Annotated in this window: 17 protein-coding genes; 8 read left to right on the forward strand and 9 right to left on the reverse strand. The window is 68.7% G+C overall.

The window, feature by feature from the left end; genetic code table 11:
* Positions 1-146: 146 nt before the first annotated feature.
* Both AC07SQ_RS22320 and AC07SQ_RS22325 read right to left on the reverse strand, forming a co-directional pair.
* Positions 147-1,196, reverse strand: coding sequence for an ABC transporter substrate-binding protein (locus AC07SQ_RS22320; RefSeq protein ID WP_253252561.1), 1,050 nt, complete (start codon positions 1,194-1,196; stop codon positions 147-149).
* 67 nt (positions 1,197-1,263) lie between these two features.
* The gene (locus AC07SQ_RS22325) at positions 1,264-2,172 is read right to left on the reverse strand and encodes a LysR substrate-binding domain-containing protein (protein ID WP_495272851.1); all 909 of its coding nucleotides are present in this window, start codon (positions 2,170-2,172) and stop codon (positions 1,264-1,266) included.
* A 100-nt stretch (positions 2,173-2,272) separates the two neighbouring features.
* On the opposite strand from AC07SQ_RS22325, the gene AC07SQ_RS22330 reads away from it, so the two are divergent.
* Together AC07SQ_RS22330 and aqpZ are read left to right on the forward strand one after the other, a co-directional pair.
* Positions 2,273-3,286, forward strand: a complete 1,014-nt coding sequence (locus AC07SQ_RS22330; RefSeq protein WP_495272852.1) for a zinc-dependent alcohol dehydrogenase family protein — start codon at positions 2,273-2,275, stop codon at positions 3,284-3,286.
* A gap of 188 nt (positions 3,287-3,474) precedes the next feature.
* Positions 3,475-4,179, forward strand: coding sequence for an aquaporin Z (gene aqpZ, locus AC07SQ_RS22335; RefSeq protein ID WP_095747097.1), 705 nt, complete (start codon positions 3,475-3,477; stop codon positions 4,177-4,179).
* Between the two features lie 25 nt (positions 4,180-4,204).
* Here aqpZ and AC07SQ_RS22340 read toward each other — a convergent pair whose 3' ends face one another.
* From AC07SQ_RS22340 to AC07SQ_RS22365, 6 genes are all read right to left on the reverse strand, one after another.
* Positions 4,205-4,543 (reverse strand): hypothetical protein, encoded by a 339-nt coding sequence (locus AC07SQ_RS22340; RefSeq protein WP_307637602.1) that lies wholly within the window; start codon positions 4,541-4,543, stop codon positions 4,205-4,207.
* 142 nt (positions 4,544-4,685) lie between these two features.
* Positions 4,686-6,047: a sensor histidine kinase gene (locus tag AC07SQ_RS22345; RefSeq protein WP_495272853.1), complete on the reverse strand. Its 1,362-nt coding sequence runs from the start codon at positions 6,045-6,047 to the stop codon at positions 4,686-4,688.
* Positions 6,044-6,700, reverse strand: a complete 657-nt coding sequence (locus AC07SQ_RS22350; protein ID WP_062480678.1) for a response regulator — start codon at positions 6,698-6,700, stop codon at positions 6,044-6,046. The genes AC07SQ_RS22345 and AC07SQ_RS22350 overlap by 4 nt, the downstream gene beginning before the upstream one ends.
* Positions 6,701-6,787: 87 nt before the next feature.
* Positions 6,788-7,900 (reverse strand): winged helix DNA-binding domain-containing protein, encoded by a 1,113-nt coding sequence (locus AC07SQ_RS22355; RefSeq protein ID WP_495272854.1) that lies wholly within the window; start codon positions 7,898-7,900, stop codon positions 6,788-6,790.
* A 10-nt stretch (positions 7,901-7,910) separates the two neighbouring features.
* Positions 7,911-8,744 carry a pseudouridine synthase gene (locus tag AC07SQ_RS22360; protein WP_062480682.1) on the reverse strand — a complete coding sequence of 278 codons (834 nt, stop codon included), beginning with the start codon at positions 8,742-8,744 and terminating at the stop codon, positions 7,911-7,913.
* 94 nt (positions 8,745-8,838) lie between these two features.
* Positions 8,839-10,095, reverse strand: coding sequence for a hypothetical protein (locus AC07SQ_RS22365; protein ID WP_495272855.1), 1,257 nt, complete (start codon positions 10,093-10,095; stop codon positions 8,839-8,841).
* A gap of 235 nt (positions 10,096-10,330) precedes the next feature.
* On the opposite strand from AC07SQ_RS22365, the gene AC07SQ_RS22370 reads away from it, so the two are divergent.
* From AC07SQ_RS22370 to AC07SQ_RS22395, 6 genes are all read left to right on the forward strand, one after another.
* Positions 10,331-11,407, forward strand: coding sequence for a bifunctional nicotinamide-nucleotide adenylyltransferase/Nudix hydroxylase (locus tag AC07SQ_RS22370; protein WP_495272856.1), 1,077 nt, complete (start codon positions 10,331-10,333; stop codon positions 11,405-11,407).
* Between the two features lie 65 nt (positions 11,408-11,472).
* Positions 11,473-12,918, forward strand: coding sequence for a nicotinate phosphoribosyltransferase (locus tag AC07SQ_RS22375; RefSeq protein ID WP_139700490.1), 1,446 nt, complete (start codon positions 11,473-11,475; stop codon positions 12,916-12,918).
* An 84-nt stretch (positions 12,919-13,002) separates the two neighbouring features.
* Complete coding sequence (locus AC07SQ_RS22380; protein WP_495272857.1) at positions 13,003-14,145, forward strand: MGDG synthase family glycosyltransferase; 1,143 nt, start codon at positions 13,003-13,005, stop codon at positions 14,143-14,145.
* The gene (locus AC07SQ_RS22385) at positions 14,142-14,642 is read left to right on the forward strand and encodes a hypothetical protein (RefSeq protein ID WP_447747843.1); all 501 of its coding nucleotides are present in this window, start codon (positions 14,142-14,144) and stop codon (positions 14,640-14,642) included. Before AC07SQ_RS22380 ends, AC07SQ_RS22385 begins: the two co-directional genes overlap by 4 nt.
* Entirely contained in the window at positions 14,639-15,178 is a 540-nt protein-coding gene (locus AC07SQ_RS22390; RefSeq protein ID WP_070063032.1) for a dual specificity protein phosphatase family protein, read from the forward strand. Before AC07SQ_RS22385 ends, AC07SQ_RS22390 begins: the two co-directional genes overlap by 4 nt.
* Before the next feature lie 89 nt (positions 15,179-15,267).
* Positions 15,268-16,398: a zinc-binding dehydrogenase gene (locus AC07SQ_RS22395; protein ID WP_070063031.1), complete on the forward strand. Its 1,131-nt coding sequence runs from the start codon at positions 15,268-15,270 to the stop codon at positions 16,396-16,398.
* A gap of 73 nt (positions 16,399-16,471) precedes the next feature.
* Here AC07SQ_RS22395 and AC07SQ_RS22400 read toward each other — a convergent pair whose 3' ends face one another.
* The gene (locus AC07SQ_RS22400) at positions 16,472-17,158 is read right to left on the reverse strand and encodes a TetR/AcrR family transcriptional regulator (protein ID WP_159279552.1); all 687 of its coding nucleotides are present in this window, start codon (positions 17,156-17,158) and stop codon (positions 16,472-16,474) included.
* Between the last annotated feature and the right edge of the window lie 2 nt (positions 17,159-17,160).

Below are 17,160 nucleotides of genomic sequence, written 5' to 3' on the forward strand. Positions count from 1 at the left end.
GATCGAAGCCAAAAAATTCTAAGGCGAGCCGCCCGTGGTGGGCGGCGGCCTTGCCAACTTTATGAACTGGGGTTGTCGCGCCAAAAAACAACGAGCGCAAGGCCGCGCGAACTTTGTCACACGGGTGTCGGCTACGCGCCGCGCTTTCAGCGAGGTTGGGATTCCACCTCGCGCGTCCAGCGGTCGATGAGCCGCTTGCGCTCGGCCGCCTTGCCGTACTTCTCGAAGTCGTACTTGATGAGCTTCACGCTCTCCATCGACGGAATGCGCGGATCGGGCTTGAAGGTCTTGTTGGCCGGCGACTGCAGGCTGCCGGCCTTGGCGCCGATGGACTGGCCCGCGGGGCTCATGAGCCAGTCGTAGTAGCGCTTGGCGTTCTCCTTGTTGCGCGCGCCCTTCACGAGCGCGATGCCGCCGATCTCGAAGCCCGTGCCTTCGCAAGGCGCGGCGGTCTTCACCGGAAATTTGTCGTGCCGCCAACGCTCGAAGCCGAAGATGAAGCTCACGCCGATCGCCACCTCGCCCTTGGCCACGTTGGGCGCCTGGGCCTGGCCGCTGCGCGTGTAGCTGGTGACGTTCTTGTGCAGCTTCTTCAGGTAGTCGAAGGCGGGCTCCTCGCCCATCTGCTGCACCAGGCCCGCGATGACGGTGTAGGCCGTGCCGCTGGTGGCGGGGTGCGAAATTTCGATCTCGCCCTTGTACTCGGGCTTGATGAGGTCGGCCCAGCACTTGGGCTCGGCGAGCTTCTTTTTCTTCAGCAGCTCGGTGTTGAAGCCGAAGCCCATGGCGCTCGTGTAGAAGCCGCCCACCATGTTCTGCGACATGGCGTACTGGCGCACCGACCAGTCGTGCAGGTCGTTGATGTAGGCCGGGCGGTAGGGCTCGAGCAGGCCCTGCTCGGCGGCCTGCAGGAAGGGGTCGCCGGTGCCGCCCCACCAGAGGTCGGTCTTGGGGTTGGCGGCTTCGGCGCGCAGCTGCGCACCGATTTCGCCGGTGCCCTTGTGGGCTTGCTGCACCTTGATGCCGGTCTCGCGCGTGAAGGCCGTGGCGGCCGCCTCGCACCAGCCCGCGTCGGTGCTGCACAGCGCGTTGACGGTGCCTTGCGCGGCGGCCTGCGACGCCCCGAGCAGGAGCGCCGTGCCCAGGCAGGCGGTGGCAAGGGCACGCACGGTGTGCCGGGGGGCGAATGAAGGCATGGGCAGGTCTCCTCGTTGTTCGACGTTGTATGACAGCGCAGGATAGCGCCGGCTCGGGTGCTTGAGGTCAGCGCGCCGCCAGCAGCGGCGGCAGGTGCTCCACCAGCCAGTCGATCACCACGCGCGTCTTCAGCGGCAGGTAGCGGCTCGGCGTGCGGATCACGTGCAGCGGAAAACCGAAAGGCTCGGGCTCGTCGAACACGCGCACCAGCGTGCCGGCCGCGAGCGCGTCGGCCGCCAGCCAGGCCGGCAACCGCGCCAGGCCCATGCCGCCGATGGCGGCCTCCAGCAGCACCTCGGCGCTGTCGCAGCGCAGCCGCGAGGGCAGCGCGGCCTCCACCACCGCGTCGCCCTCGCGAAAGCGCCAGGGCGAGACCTGCCCGTCGCGGGCGTAGTACACGGCCTCGTGCGGCGCGACCAGTGCCGCGAAGTCGCGCGGATGGCCACGCTCGGCCAGGTACGCGGGCGCGGCGCACAGCAGCATCCACTGCACGCCGACCGGCCGCGCCACGAGGCCGGCGCTGTCGTCGAGCTCGCCGCTGCGGATGGCCAGGTCGAGCCCCTCTTCCACGAGGTCGACGCGCCGGTCGTTGAAGGCCAGCTCCAGCGACAGCTGCGGATGCTGGCGCGCCAATGCCAGCAGCAACGGCCCGACCTTGAGCCGCCCCAGCATCGCCGGCATGCTCAGGCGCACGAGGCCGGCGGCCGTGTGGCGCGCGGCGTCGGTCAGCGCCTCGGCCGCCTCCAGCTCGGCCAGCGCGCGGCGGCAGCGCTCGTAGTAGCCGTGCCCTTCCTCGGTGAGGCTCTGGCTGCGCGTGGTGCGCAGGAACAGGCGCGTGTCCAGCCGCGCCTCGAGCCGCGCGATGCTCTTGGCGACGGCCGAACGGGTGACGTGCAGGCGCTGCGCGGCGAGCGCGAAGCTGCCCGCCTCCACCGCCGCGACGAACTCCTCTATGCCTTGCAGGCGTTGGCTCATTGGATACTTTCAAGCACCATTCTTCGGAAAATTATCCACCACCGGATCGTTTTCATCGTCAATAGCATCGAGGCCGATCTTTTCCGATGGAGCCTTTCCGATGCAAGAACCCGACGTGCTGCGCCGCTGGCAGCTTCCCCGACTGGGCCGCGCCCACCTCGCACAGGCCGAAGCGCCGATGCCCTCGCCGGGCCCGGGCCAGATCCTCGTGCGCGTGGGCGCGGTGGCGCTCAACTACCGCGACCTGCTCATGGTGCGCGACGGCATGGGCATGGCGCTCGAGCTGCCCTTCACGCCCGGCTCGGACATGGCGGGCACGGTGGTGGCCGTGGGCCCCAACGTGCGCCGCTTTGCCGCGGGCGACCGCGTGATCAACACCTTCTGGGGCGACTGGACCGACAGCCACTGGCATGCCGACACCACGCTGCTCGGTGGCCCCGGGCCGGGCATGCTGGCCTCGCACGTGTGCATCGATGCGAACTGGGCCGTGGCCGCGCCCGCCACGCTGAGCCTCAAGGAAGCGAGCACGCTGCCCTGCGCCGGCCTCACGGCGTGGTTCGCGCTGGTGGAAACCGGTGCCCTGCGCGCGGGCGAGACGGTGCTGGTCCACGGCACCGGCGGCGTCGCGCTGTTCGGCCTGCAGCTCGCGCGGCTGCACGGCGCGCAGGCCATCGTGGTGACGGGCAGCGCCGACAAGCAGGCCGCGGCGCGCGCGCTCGGCGCCACGCACGTGCTCGCACGCGACAGCGACTGGCCCGCCGAAGTGCGCCGGCTCACGCACGGGCGCGGCGCCGACCACGTGCTCGAACTCTCCAGCGGTCCCGACCTCGACCGCTCGCTGCAGGCCGTGAAGCAGGGCGGGCGCGTGTCGATCATCGGCATGCTCGGCGGCGACACGCTGAGCGCGTCGTTCTACGCGATGGTGCTCGGCCGCGTGACGGTGCAGGGCATCGGCGTCGGCCACCGGCGCGCGCTCGAAGAGCTGGTGCGCGCGGTCGATGCGAACGCGCTCAAGCCGGTGATCGCGGCGCGCTACGGCTTCGACGCACTGCCTGCCGCGCTCGACCACCTGGAACGCGGCGCGTTCGGCAAGGTCGTCGTGACGATGGCATGACGACGATGTGACGCAGCCCCGCCCTCGCCCGACCATTTGCAAATGCTGCAGGGCACAAATCCACAGCATTCGTGAACAGTTGCCGCTAAGCGCGCCGGTTTGCTCGACGCCTCCAATTCCCGTTCCTAGAATGCGGCCCGCGTTCGGCTCCCGCCGTGCGTGCTTTCTCAACTTCAGGATGGAGCGTTATGGAACACAGTACCTACAAAAAGTGGTCTGCAGAATTCATTGGTACTTTCTGGCTCACGCTCGGAGGCTGCGGAAGCGCAGTTCTGGCCGCGGCCTTTCCGGGCGTCGGCATCGGCCTGCTCGGCGTCTCGCTGGCCTTCGGTTTGACCGTGGTCACGGGCGCCTATGCGCTCGGTCCGATCTCGGGCGGCCACTTCAACCCGGCCGTGTCGATCGGCCTCGCCGCCGCCGGCCGCTTCAAGGCCGGGCAGCTGCCGGGCTACATCGTGTCGCAGGTGCTGGGCGCCATCGCGGCGGCCGGCGTGCTGTACCTGATCGCCACCGGCAAGCCGGGCGCGGACATCGGCGGCTTTGCCACCAACGGCTACGGCGAGCACTCGCCCGGCAAGTACGGCATGACGGCCGCGCTCATCAGCGAAGTGGTGATGACCGCCGTGTTCCTGATCGTGATCCTGGGTGCCACCGCCAAGCGCGCGGCCGCCGGCTTCGCGGGCATGGCCATCGGCCTGTGCCTGACGCTGATCCACCTGGTGTCGATCCCCGTGACCAACACCTCGGTGAACCCGGCGCGCAGCACCGGCCCGGCGCTGTTCGGCCCGTCGTACGCGGTGTCGGAGCTGTGGCTGTTCTGGGTCGCCCCGATCGTGGGCGCGATCATCGGCGCGGTGATCTACCGCGCACTGCTCAGCAGCAACGACGACTGAGCTTCCTGCAGCGGAAGCTAGAGGCTCAGCTTCCGCTGCCCGACTTCACCATCGGCAGTGAAGTCGATTGCCCGATGGGCTCGGTGCCCGTCGGATGCGAGGCCGCATAGGCGCCGGCCTGGATGTCGGACACCGGGGTCATCCCGTTGATCGCCGGCGCCGACGTCGACTGCCCAATGGGCTCCGTGCCGCTCGGACGTGCCGCCGCCATCGCGCCGGCCTGCACCTCCGGGTTCTCCGGCGAATTCAACTGCAGCGGGTGGAAGTCCGAACCGTCGGTGGTTTCGGCTGAGGCGTTGACCGTGCCCAGCGCCGCGAACGCGGTGAAGGAAGCAACGGCGAGAAGCTTGAACGAAGTGCGCATGGTGTGTTCTCCTGAGGGCAGGTTGTCTCCGGTCCGGTGCCGTCGCGCGGACCGCGCGCAGCAGGACCTGCAGCCACTCTAGGCAGCCTGACTGAGGCCAGCGTGAGCGAAGAATGAGCCGGGAGTGAGCACCACGCGATGACTACGTCGGCAGCACCACCCGCGCCCTCAGCCCCGGCCCGTCGTCCCTGTTGCGCAATTCGATGCGCAGGCCATGCCGCTCGGCCGCCGTGCGCGCAATCGCCAGGCCCAGCCCGCTGCCGCCCGCCGCCGCGCCCGGCACGCGGAAGAAGCGGTCGAACACGCGCTCCAGTTCGGCCGGCGGAATGCCCGGCCCGTTGTCGAGCACGTCGACCACCGCCTGCCCGTCGACACGGTGCAGCCGCACATCGACCACGCCGCCTTCGGGCGCATAGCGCAGCGCGTTGTCGATCAGGTTGTCGAACACGCTGCGCAACTCGATCGCAGGCGCGGTCACCACCGCACCGGTCAAACCTTCGAAGCCCACGTCGATGCGCCGCGCATCGGCCAACACCATGCGCTGGCCCAGGCTCTCGCGCAGCAGCGCCTCGATGTCGACCCGCTCGCCCGGCGCATCCGAGGGCGGTGCGTCCTGCCGCGACAGCTGCAGCAGCTGCTCGATCAGGTGCTGCGCGCGCGTCACGCCGGCTTCGAGCTGGATGAAGCGCTCAGTGGCTTCGCCGGCCGGCACGTGCGCGCGCAGGTTCTCGATCTGCAGGCCGATGGCGGCCATCGGCGTGCGCAGCTCGTGCGCCGCGTCCTGCACGAAGCGCCGCTGCGTGGCGAAGGCGCTGCGCACGCGTGACAGCAGGTGGTTGAAGGCGCCCACCAGCGGCGTGATCTCGTCGGGCACGCGCGCCAGCGACAGCTCAGTGGGGCGGCGCTCGTCCTGCGAGGCCACGTCGCGCGCCACGCCGCGCAGCGAGCGCGAGGCGGCCGACACGATGAGCCACAGCACCAGCAACGCCGCCGGAAGCAACAGCGCGATCGGCAGGCCTTCGAGCAGGGCGCGGCGCAGCGCGCGGCGATGGCGGTAGTCCTCGTTCTGCAGCACCTGCACGCGCGGCGCATCGGCATGCGGCGCGGGCTCGGCAGTGAACACGCGCCAGCGCGAATGCGCGGGACCTTCGGCGTGCACGTCGCTGAAGCCGCTGCCCGGTTGCAGCGGCACCGACAGCGCGGGCCACGAGCTCGCGCGCAGGGTGGCGCCGTCGGCACTCCAGATCTGCACCACGAAGGCGCCGCGCGAGAAGGCCGCCTCGCCGTCCATCGCGCGCGGGGTCTTGGGCGGGTCGTTGCCCGCGTACGACTCGGCCACCAGCCGCATCTGGTCGTCCAGCGCGTTGTGCACGAGGTTGCCGTAGGCCAGGAAAGAGAACCACGCCGTGAGCACCGCCGCCGCCACATGCAGCGTGACCAGCCACAGCAGCAGCTGGGTGCGCAGCGAACGCGGGCGCCACCAGCGGCGGGCGGCATCGGTCATGCAGCCACTCGCCAGCCGAGCCCGCGCACGTTGCGGATCGCGTCGGCGCCGAGCTTGCGGCGCATGCCGTGGATCAGCACATCGATGGCGTTGCTGGTCACTTCGTCGCCCCAGCCGTAGATGCGGTTCTCGAGCTGCTCGCGCGAAAGGATGGCGCCGGGCCGCTCCAGCAGCGCATGCAGCAGCGCGAACTCGCGCGCGGTGAGCGCCTCGCGCACGCCGTTCACGGCCACCTCACGCGTCGTGAGGTCCAGCTGCAGCGCGGCGGTGCCGATCAGCGAGTGCGCGGCGCCGTCGCGGCGGCGCACCACGGCGCGCATGCGCGCGAGCAGTTCGCGAAACTCGAAGGGCTTGAGCAGGTAGTCGTCGGCGCCCAGGTCCAGGCTGTGGATGCGGTCGTCCAGGCCGTCGCGCGCGGTGAGCACCAGCACGGGCGTGGCGTCGCCGCGTTCGCGCGCGCGGCGCAGCACCTCGGTGCCGTCCTGGCGGGGCAGGCCCAGGTCGAGCAGCACGCAGGTGTAGCCGCCGTCGCCGAGCGCACTGTGCGCCAGCTCGCCGTCGCGCACCCAGTCGGCCGACCAGCCCGCGCCCTCGAGCGCCTGCTTCAGGCTGCGCCCGATCATTTCGTCGTCTTCCACCAGCAGCACGCGCATCGCGGCGACTCCTTTGCGCGCAAGGTAGCACGCGACCGGGATGATCGTCAGGGGCCCTGCGCCTCGGCGCAGCGTAGGCGCGAAGACTTAGGCGGGGCTTAGGACGCGGACGGCGTGCTGCTCGTCCTCTGCGTCCGTGGCAAAGGCCAGCAGGCGCAGCGCCTCTTCCTCCACGCCGCGCCGGTCAGCCGCCGACCAGCGCGTGAAGGGTTCCAGCACCACGGTGGCCGCCTGCGCCGCGCGCTCGATCTTCCAGGTGCCCGCCACGAAGCCGTCGAGCAGCACCGTGCCGCGCACGATGCCGTTGATGGTGAACACGCGGGCGCGGTGCGCCTCGTCGAGCACGCGGCGGCGGTCGGCGTGCGAGAGCAGCAGGTTGTCCCATTCGGCGACCAGGCGCGGCGGCGCGGGCGTATCGGGGTCGGGGCGCGGCGCGCGCGGCAGGTCGAAGAGTTCCTGGCCCTCGTCGCCGGTGAACACGCGCAGCTGCGGCCTCAATCGATCGGCCACGGCCTTCCAGCCCGTGAGGCCCGACCACGCGCCGGCATCGGCCAGCGTCGCGGGTCCGAAGGCGGCGAGGTAGCGCAGGAGCAGGTCGTCCTGCGTGGCAGTGGCGATCTCGGCGGTGGCATCGCCTAGCCATTCGCCGAGCGGCTGCAGCAGCGCGTTCTGGTGCGAGTTCCAGCTGCCCGCGGGCGGCAGGTGGACCAGCGGCACGTTGTTGCGGATGAGCGCGGCGAGCGAGGCCGGCGCGTGGTCTTTCCAGCGCGCCGCGAGCGCCTGGCCGAGGGCGGTGCCGGTGAGCGGCCCGTCGCCGAGCAGTGCACGGCCCGCCTTCACCACGGCCGCGCGGTCGACGCCTTCGAGGGCCCGCGCATGCAGGCCCGACAGGCCGCGCTGGTGCACGGGTTCGAGCAGCGGCCGCCAGGCCCACGCGTCCGCAGCGGTCATCAGGTGCAGGGTGGCGCGCAGCGTCGACATGCGCACGATGCGGCGGTTCTTCAGCGCGTCGGTCAGCTGCGCGCGGTGAAAGCCTTCGAGCCGGCTCCACAGGCCGATGTAGGGCGGGTTGGGCGCCTGCGCCTGCAGCCCGCCCAGCTTGTCGATGGCCTGCGCGACGCTCGCCTTGCGCCGCGCCAGCAGCATCTGCCGCGCCAGCGTGGCCCGGTTCAGCGCGCGCCGGCTCAGCACCGCGGCCATGGGCAGATCGTCAGAATTTCTCGTGCGGCGCCAGGTAGCGCCACTGGCCCACCGGCAGGTTGCCGAGCATCACCTTGCCGATACGCACGCGCTTCAGGCCCACCACCTTGAGGCCGACCAGCTCGCACATGCGGCGGATCTGGCGCTTCTTGCCTTCGGTGAGCACGAAGCGCAGCTGCTCGGGGTTCTGCCACTCGACGCGCGCCGGCTTGAGCGCCTGGCCGTCCAGGCTCAGACCGTGTCGCAGCCGGGCCAACATGGCGGGCGGAAACACCGCCTGCACGTTGGTGGTGACCGGGTCGTCGTCGTCCAGGCGCACCAGTTGGCCGGTGGGCGCGGGCTGGTCCAGGCCGTGGTAGGCCACGCGCACGAGGTATTCCTTGTCCATCGTCGAGTCTTCGCCGATGAGCTGGCGCGCGATGCGGCCGTCTTGCGTCATCACGAGCAGGCCGGTGGAGTCGATGTCCAGCCGCCCGCACGGCGCCAGGCCGCGCAGCTGCTGCGGGCCGAAGAAGAAGCGCGCGTTGTCTTCCGACCAGCGGTTCTGCGGCGTGAACAGCGTGACCGCCGGCTCGTGGCCGTCCTCGGCCTGCCCGCTCACATAGCCGATCGGCTTGTTGATGAGGATCGTGACCTGGTTCGCCTGCTGCCCCTTGGCGGCCTTGTCGACCTCGATGCGGTCGTTGGGCGTGACCTTCACGCCCATCTCGGCGGGCTTGCCGTTGACGCGCACCCAGCCCTGCGCGATCCAGTCGTCCGCCTCGCGGCGCGAGCACAGGCCGAGTTCGGCCATGCGTTTGTTGAGGCGCACGGGCGCGTGGGGGGAGGTGGAGGGCTCGGTCATGGGGGGCGAATCCTAGCAAATGCACCCTCGGAGTATCTGGCCGTTTGCAGTCGGCCGCCTGCCGCGTCGTGCAAGCCGGCGATCACTCGACGCGTCAGTTGTCCGTGGATGCGGCTTCCTTGCCGCGATTTTTCTGGATCTCTTCCAGCTTGTTAGCCGCTTCATCGCCCTTGAGGGCGGCAAGACGCCCGCGCACCATGGCATCCAGGTATTGCCGGGAGAAGTTGTCGGAGACGGCCCAGCCCGCCCCTTGCTTCACGAACTCGAAATCGCCCTGAACCACCTGCGTCTCCGACGTGCCGAGGATGCTCATGGCGCGGTCGATGTACTGAACCTGCAGGCGGCACGCGTACGTCTTGTCGGGCTCGACGACCAGGCAATCTGCCAGCGGTTCTACGGACTGGACCGTTTTTCTGTCAGGGTCGATGCCGCGGCGGCGGTCCATTTCCTTGAACGCCGGTGCATTGATCGGGGCGGTCTTCTTCTCAAACGCTTCCACGCCGCTTGTAAATGCAGCGCTCAGTTGCGCCTTGCCGATCGGTGCACCGAGTTCGGAAACGGTGCCATCCTTGTTGGCCCGGCTGTACTTGGCCTCGATTACGCGCTGATCGCCGGTGCGCACCATGATCTCCTTGCCACCGTTCTCGGGCCCCACGGTGAAGCCGATCGGCAGGGACGCGTCCTCCAGGGTGAGCGTAGCCGCGCAACCGCGCGATCGCTCGGCCTTGATGTAGCCGATCTCCTTGATGTGAGTGAACCTTGCAAACAGCAGATTGGACCGGTCTTCCGCCGTACCGAACAGTGGTTTGCTGGAATCGCTGAACGCGACATCAACCAGCGCACGGCGAAGCGCGCTGGCAACACGCTCGTCCTCACATGCTGGCGTGGCATCGGGCGCCAGGAAGAACCACCCCGCGAACACAGCGGCAGCGGCGCCGCCTGTCAGCCAAGCCCAGCGAGGTCCGGGAAAAATGCCCGACCAGAACTGCCGCTCGAAGCTTGCGCGCTGCAGTGCTGCGAGGTGGGCCAGGAATTCAGCCACGGCTTGCTTGCGAATGGAGTTGTTGGCAAAAGCCCCCTCTTCTTCTTGTTCAGAGAGCCTGGCGATTTCATCAAGCGCTTCGGCAGACACGACTTCGTTGTCGAGCAACCAGAACAGCCCGGTGCCCAGCGTGTGGAACGGCTCTCGAGGCAATGCAAGTTCTTCGAGTTTTTTCTTTGCGGCGTCGTGGGCCGCCTGGTCGATGATCTGACTGGCAAGCAGTTGATCGAGAAGCGGCGTGGCGTTGGCGAACATGAAGATGAAGGGTCCGGACGATGGAATGGCGCGGAAAGAGAGCGCCTGATGCATGCGCGAAGAACCTGGCGCACAACGAGCGGAAAGTCTGCGGCACTCACGCTGCAGGTTTTGCAAACAACGGTCAAACGACCGCGCTTCTCGCAACCAATCGGGACAAGTGCGAAAAACTTGCGACTGCACACACACCTCCCGCGCTTCGGAATACTTGATCGATGCGTCAGACCGGTGCTATCCTGAATCCAGGCGCAAGTTGATTGCGCCCTTTTTGGGGGATTCCCAAGTGAGCATGCCAAACACACGCAAGTTTCAGTACGCCATCGTCATCGGGCGTTTCCAGCCCGTTCATTTCGGTCACCAGCGACTCATCGAAGAAGGCCTTCGCGCCGCCGATCGGGTCATCGTGGTGGTCGGCTCCGACCGCAAGCCCCGCAGCGTCAAGGACCCCTTCACCTTCGATGAACGCGAACGCATGGTGCGCGCATGCCTGCGCGGCACAGAGCAGATGCGCGTGAGCGTGGTCGGCGTCGGCGACTCGCCCTACAACGACCAGATCTGGATCGCGTCGATCCAGTCTGCCGTCGAGCGGCTGATCCAGCAGGATGGCCTCGTGCCCGCGGCGCGGGCCAAGGTCGCGCTGGTGGGACACCTGAAGGACAGCTCCAGCTACTACCTCAAGCTCTTCCCGCACTGGGAGTTCGTGGGCCAGCACAGCGTGGAAAGCCTCAACGCCACCGACGTGCGCAACCTCTACTTCGACCCCGAGAACCGCGGCCAGCTCGCACGCGCCGACCTGCCCGACGGCACCGCCGCCTTCCTCGACAAGTTCACCGGCACCGCCGACTATGCCGAGCTCTGCGACGAGCGCGCCTTCCTCGTCGACTACCGCGACAAGTACCGCTACGCAGGCAGCGACTTTCCGCCGATCTACACCACGGTCGATGCCATCGTGGTCGAGGCCGGCCACATCCTCCTGGTGCAGCGCAAGTTCCATCCCGGCAAGGGCACGTGGGCGCTGCCCGGCGGCTTCGTCGGACAGCACGAGCGGCTGCAGGACGCGGCCATCCGCGAGCTGAAGGAAGAAACCCGCCTCAAGGTGCCCGTGCCCGTGCTCAACGGCAGCATGAAGGCCAGCCATGTGTTCGATGCGCCCGACCGCTCGCAGCGCGGCCGCACGATCACGCACGGCTTCTTCTTCGAGCTGGCCCACAACCAGTGGACGGGCCTGTCGGATGTGCGTGCCGACGACGACGCGGCCGCCGTGCGGTGGGTGCCGATTGCCGAGTTCCTCGGGATGCCGGACCGCATCTACGAAGACCACTACTTCATCGCAAACCATTTTTTGGGTGGCCTGGGCAAGAACTGAACGACCAGGCTTTGTCAGCAAGAACGGGTCCCGGTTGACGGGGCCCACGTGAAAGGAGCTTTCACATGAACCGCAACCTCACCTCCTCGCCCCTGGGCAACAACCTGTTGCTGCGCACCGACTCCTACAAGGTGTCGCACTGGATGCAGTACCCGCCCGGTACGCAGACCGTGCACAGCTACATCGAATCGCGCGGCGGGCTCTTCAGCCATTCGCTGTTCTTCGGCCTGCAGGCATACCTGCGCGAGTACCTGCAGACGCCGGTGACGCGCAGCGACGTCGAGGAGGCCGCGGCGATGATGGCCGTGCACGGCGAACCCTTCAACCGCGAAGGGTGGCTGCGGCTGATCGAGAAGCACGACGGACTGATGCCCGTGCGCATCCGTGCGGTGCCCGAGGGCAGCGTGCTGCCGGTGCACAACGTGCTCGCGACCATCGAGAACACCGACCCCGAGTTCTTCTGGGTCACGAGCTTTCTCGAAACCGAACTGCTGCGCGCCATCTGGTATCCGACCACGGTGGCCACGCTCTCGGCCGCCGCACGCACCACGCTGCTGCGCTACCTCGAAGCGACCTGCGACGACCCGCAAGGCCAGATCGCGTTCAGGCTGCACGACTTCGGCGCGCGCGGCGTGTCGAGCCTGGAGTCGGCGGCGCTCGGCGGCATGGCCCACCTGGTCAACTTCATGGGCACCGACACGCTGGCGGCCTTGGTGGCGGCGCGTCGTTACTACGACTGCGACGTGGCGGGCTTTTCGATTCCCGCGGCCGAGCACAGCACCATCACGGGCTGGGGCCGCGACCACGAATCCGACGCGTACAGCAACATGGTCGACCAGTTCGCCAAGCCCGGCACGACCTTCGCCGTGGTGAGCGACAGCTACGACATCTTCAATGCCTGCGCGCGCATCTGGGGCGACGAGCTCAAGGCCAAGGTGGTGGCCTCGGGTGCGACGCTGGTGGTGCGGCCCGACTCGGGCGACCCGGCCGAAACCACGCTCAAGGTGGCGCAGATCCTGGCCGAGCGCTTCGGCACCACGACGAATGCCAAGGGGTTCCGCGTGCTGAACAACGTGCGCATCATCCAGGGCGACGGCGTGAACCTCGACTCGCTGCGGCTGTGCCTCTCGAACTTCTTCCACAACGGCTTCTCGACCGAGAACATCTCCTTCGGCATGGGCGGTGGCCTGCTGCAGCAGGTCAACCGCGACACCATGCAATGGGCGATGAAGTGCTCGGCGATGCAGGTGAACGGCGAGTGGCGCGATGTCTACAAGTCGCCGGTGGGCGATGTGAACAAGGCCTCGAAGAAGGGGCGGCTCGCGCTGGTGCGCAACGCGCGCGGCGAGGTGCAGACGCTGCGCGAAGAAGCGCTGGCGAGCGGCCAGGTCGATCTGCTGCAAACGGTGTTCGAGAACGGACGCATCGTCGCGAACACCACCTTCGAGGCGATTCGCGAGCGGGCGGCCGCCGGCGTGAATCAGCTCGTCACGTCGCGGGCGCCGCTCTGAGGCGGTGATCCTTCCAGCACGGCACGTGTGCACCGGCCGTGCCACATGGCATGTCCATAATCCGGCGACCAGACCGCCGAATCCATGACCAAACTCCTGATCCTCAGTGTGAGCGCCGGCAACGGCCATGTGCGCGCCGCCCAGGCGCTCGAAGCCACCCTCGCCCAGTCGTTCGTGCCGCACACCGCGGTGCATGTCGACGCCATGGCCCATGTGCCGGCGGGCTTTCGCAAGGTGTACACCGACTGGTACCTGCAGCTGGTGAACCGCGCGCCCGAGCTGTGGTCGTACCTGCACCAGCGCACCGACGTCACGCCGCACCACGCGCCCTCGCAGCGGCTGCGCCGCGGCATCGAGCGCCTGAGCACCGGCGCGCTGGTGCGCGAGATCCGCCGCGCCAAGCCCGACGCCGTGATCTGCACCCACTTCCTGCCGGCCGAGCTGCTGATGCGCGAGCGCAACCGGGGCCGCATCGAGTGCCCCGTGTGGCTGCAGATCACCGACTACGACCTGCACAACATGTGGCTGGTGCCGGGCATGACGGGCTACCTCGCGGCCACGGAAGAAGTCGCCTTCCGGCTGCGCGCGCGTGGCATTCCGCCCGAGCGCGTGCATGTCACGGGCATTCCGGTGATGCCGGCCTTTTCGGAGCCCGATGCGCCCGAGCTCGCGCACGCGGCCTGCGCCAGTGCACTGGGCCTGGACCCCGCGCGACCAGTGCTGCTGATGGCCTCGGGTGGTGCCGGCGTGGGCGACCTGCCGAGCATGGTCGAGCGCGTGCTGGCGCTGGGCGGCGACACGCCGTTCCAGGTCATCGCGGTGGCCGGCCGCAACGCCGAAGCCCATGCGCGGCTGGAGGCGCTGTCGCAGCGCCATCCGGGCCGCGTGGTGGCCGTCGGCTTCACGAACGAGATGCACAAGATGATGGCCGCGGCCGACCTGGTCGTGACCAAGCCCGGCGGCCTCACGGTGTCCGAGTGCCTGGCGCTGGGCAAGCCGATGCTGCTGATCTCGCCGATTCCGGGACAGGAAGAGCACAACGCCGGCTTCCTCATGGAAGAAAGCGCCGCCTGGCTGGCCTACGACGCCATCGGCCTGGACTACAAGGTGGCGCGCCTCATGGCCGACCCCGCCAAGCTCGCGGCCATGGCCGCGCGCAGCCGCGCCCTGGGCAAGCCGCAGGCCGCGCGCGCGGTGCTGCAGCGCGTGCTGGGCGTTGCCGAATGAGCGGCGTCGCCACGGAACAGCGGCCCCCCATCGGCCGCACGCTGGTCTACCTCGCGTGGGTCGTGACGATGGCGTTCTTCTTCGCCAACGCCGAGATCCAGATCGAAGGCGGCGCCGGCTGGGCCACCTCGCTGCCCACCTGGCGCATCGAGAACAACATCTGGCTCGACCTGTTCTGGGGCGGCCGCGCGATGACGGGGTACCACGCCTGGGTGTTCACCTTCATGATGCTGGTGTTCTTCTCGCCGCTGGCCTTCCAGGGGCGCTGGACGCTGCGCGACTGGGGGCTGGCGCTCGCGGGGCTGATCGTGTTCTGGGTCTGCGAAGACTTTCTGTGGTTTCTCATCAACCCGGCCTTCGGCTTCGAGAACTTCAATCCCGTGAAGGCCTTCTGGCACAAGCACTGGCTGTGGGGCGCGCCGGTCGACTACTGGGGCGGGCTCGCGGTGGCGCTGCTGATCCTGGTGCGTCGCCACTGGCCGCGCCGCGCACGATGAAGCAAGACACCGCCGACCTGCGCCCCGACCACTGGGCCGATCCGCTCGACGCCCTGCAGGTCGAGAACCTGCACCGCATCACGCCCACGCTGTACCGCAGCGCGCAGCCGCGCCGCGCCAATGTGGCGGCGCTGCAGTCGCTGGGCATCCGCACCGTCGTGAGCCTGCGTTCCTTCAACGACGACCGGAAGGTGTTTGCGGGCAGCGGCATCCGGCTGGTGCGCGTGCCGATCAACACCTGGGCCATCGACGACGCCAAGGTGCTGCGCGCGCTGGTCGCGATGCGCGAGGCCGAAAAGCAGGGGCCGGTGCTCATCCACTGCATGCACGGCGCCGACCGCACGGGCGTGGTGGCGGCGGTCTACCGCATGGCCGTGCAGGACTGGGACAAGGACAGCGCGCGCCAGGAGATGCTGCGCGGCGGCTATGGGTACCACACGCTGTGGCGCAACATCCCGCGCTACATCGAGCGGCTCGACCCGCTGCGGATGCGCCACGCGCTGGCCCATGCCCCGGTGATCCCCATGGTGTCTTGAAGGCGCCAGCAGGCGCGCGCACCCGCTCCTATACTGGCCGCCCCGTGGCCGATGGCCATCTCCGAACGACCTTTCACAGGGGCTTTCCCATGGCACTCCAACTGCGCTCCCTCGTCCGTTCCAACGGCGAACTCGAACTCTCCCTGCACGACGACCCGATGCCCGAACCGCAGGCCCACGAGGTGGTGATCCGCGTCGAGGCCTCGCCGATGAACCCGTCGGACCTGGGCCTGCTCTTCGGCGCCGCCGACATGAGCACCGCCGTGGCCTCCGGCACGGCCGATCGCCCCGTCGTTACCGCCACCGTGCCCGAACGCGCGCGCGCCTCGATGGCGGCGCGGCTCGACCAGTCGATGCCCGTGGGCAACGAAGGCGCGGGCGTGGTGGTCAAGGCCGGTTCGTCGCCGGCTGCGCAGGCGCTGCTGGGCAAGACCGTGGCAGCCATCGGCGGCGCGATGTACTCGCAGTACCGCGCGGTGCCCGTGGCGATGTGCCTCGAGCTGCCGGCGGGCACCACGCCGGCCGAGGGCGCGTCGTGCTTCGTGAACCCGCTGACCTCGCTGGGCATGGTCGAGACCATGAAGCGCGAAGGCCACAAGGCGCTGGTGCACACGGCGGCCGCGTCCAACCTGGGCCAGATGCTCAACAAGATCTGCCAGAAGGACGGCATCGACCTCGTCAACATCGTGCGCAAGCCCGAGCAGGAAGCGCTGCTGCGCGGCATCGGCGCGAAGTACGTGTGCAACGCCAGCTCGCCGGACTTCCTCGAACAGCTGACCGACGCCCTGGTCGCCACCGGCGCCACGCTGGCCTTCGACGCCACGGGCGGCGGCAAGCTGGCCGGCCAGATCCTCGGCTGCATGGAGGCGGCACTGAACCGCACGGCCAAGGAATACAGCCGCTACGGCTCGACCACGCACAAGCAGGTCTACATCTACGGCGGCCTGGACCGCAGCCCGACCGAGTTCGTGCGCAACTTCGGCATGGCCTGGGGCATGGGCGGCTGGCTGCTGTTCCCGTTCCTGCAGAAGCTGGGCGATGAAGGCACGCAACGGCTGCGTTCGCGCGTGGTGGCTGAGTTGAAGACGACGTTTGCGAGCCACTACACGCGGGAGGTGTCGCTGGTCGAGGCGCTGCAGCTCGATGCGATCGGGGTGTATGGGAAGCAGGCGACCGGGGAGAAATTCCTGCTGAATCCGAACAAGGGGCTGGCGGGCTGACACCTGCCTGGGCGCAAGGCCATCGGCCCGGCCCGCAACCCGGCGTTCGGCTCGATTCAGCCGGCGTGGCCCCTCACCTCGGCCGCGAATTGCGGCTGCGGGCCCCCTGCCATGCGTCGGGGTCTTGCGCGAAGCTTTGAACAATCATCGTCGACAGCTCTTTTTGCACCGCGCGCAAATCGACCGTCGATTCTTTCAACAGCGCCTGCAGCATCACGCCACGCAGCGCCCCCAGCACGATGACGGCAGCCGTGGCGGGATCGACGCCCTTTCGCATTTCGCCTGCCGCGATGGCGGCCCGGAAGTGCAGCGCCAGAAAGTCGATCACGCTCTGGTTGTAGCGCCCCAGGCTTTCGCCGGTTTCGGAATCGTCGGTGGTGGCCTCGGCCATCAGCACCAGCAAGGCGCGGGTGTTGGTCCATCCGCCATCGGCGCGTCCCAGGTACACGTCCACGAAGGAAAGCAACGATGCCATGCCCTCGTCGGCCGGAGGGCTGCGCTCGAGCTCGTGCATGAAGTTCTGGTTGATGTAGGCAGCCAGCGCACGCAGCAGCGCAGGCTTGCTTCCGAAATGATGCGCCGCCAGGCCCCGGCTGTAGCCGGCCGCCTCGCCCACTTCGGCGAGCGTCATCCCGACCCACCCCTTGCGCGACACGATCTCGCGGGCCGCTTCCAGCAGGCGTGCCTCAGCGGCTGCGCGGCGCTCCATCTGCGTTCGGCGAGGGAGCGTGGTGTTCGGCGATTTGGCGGCGGTCCTCATGG

This window comes from Variovorax sp. GW821-FHT06D12 (assembly GCF_059419205.1).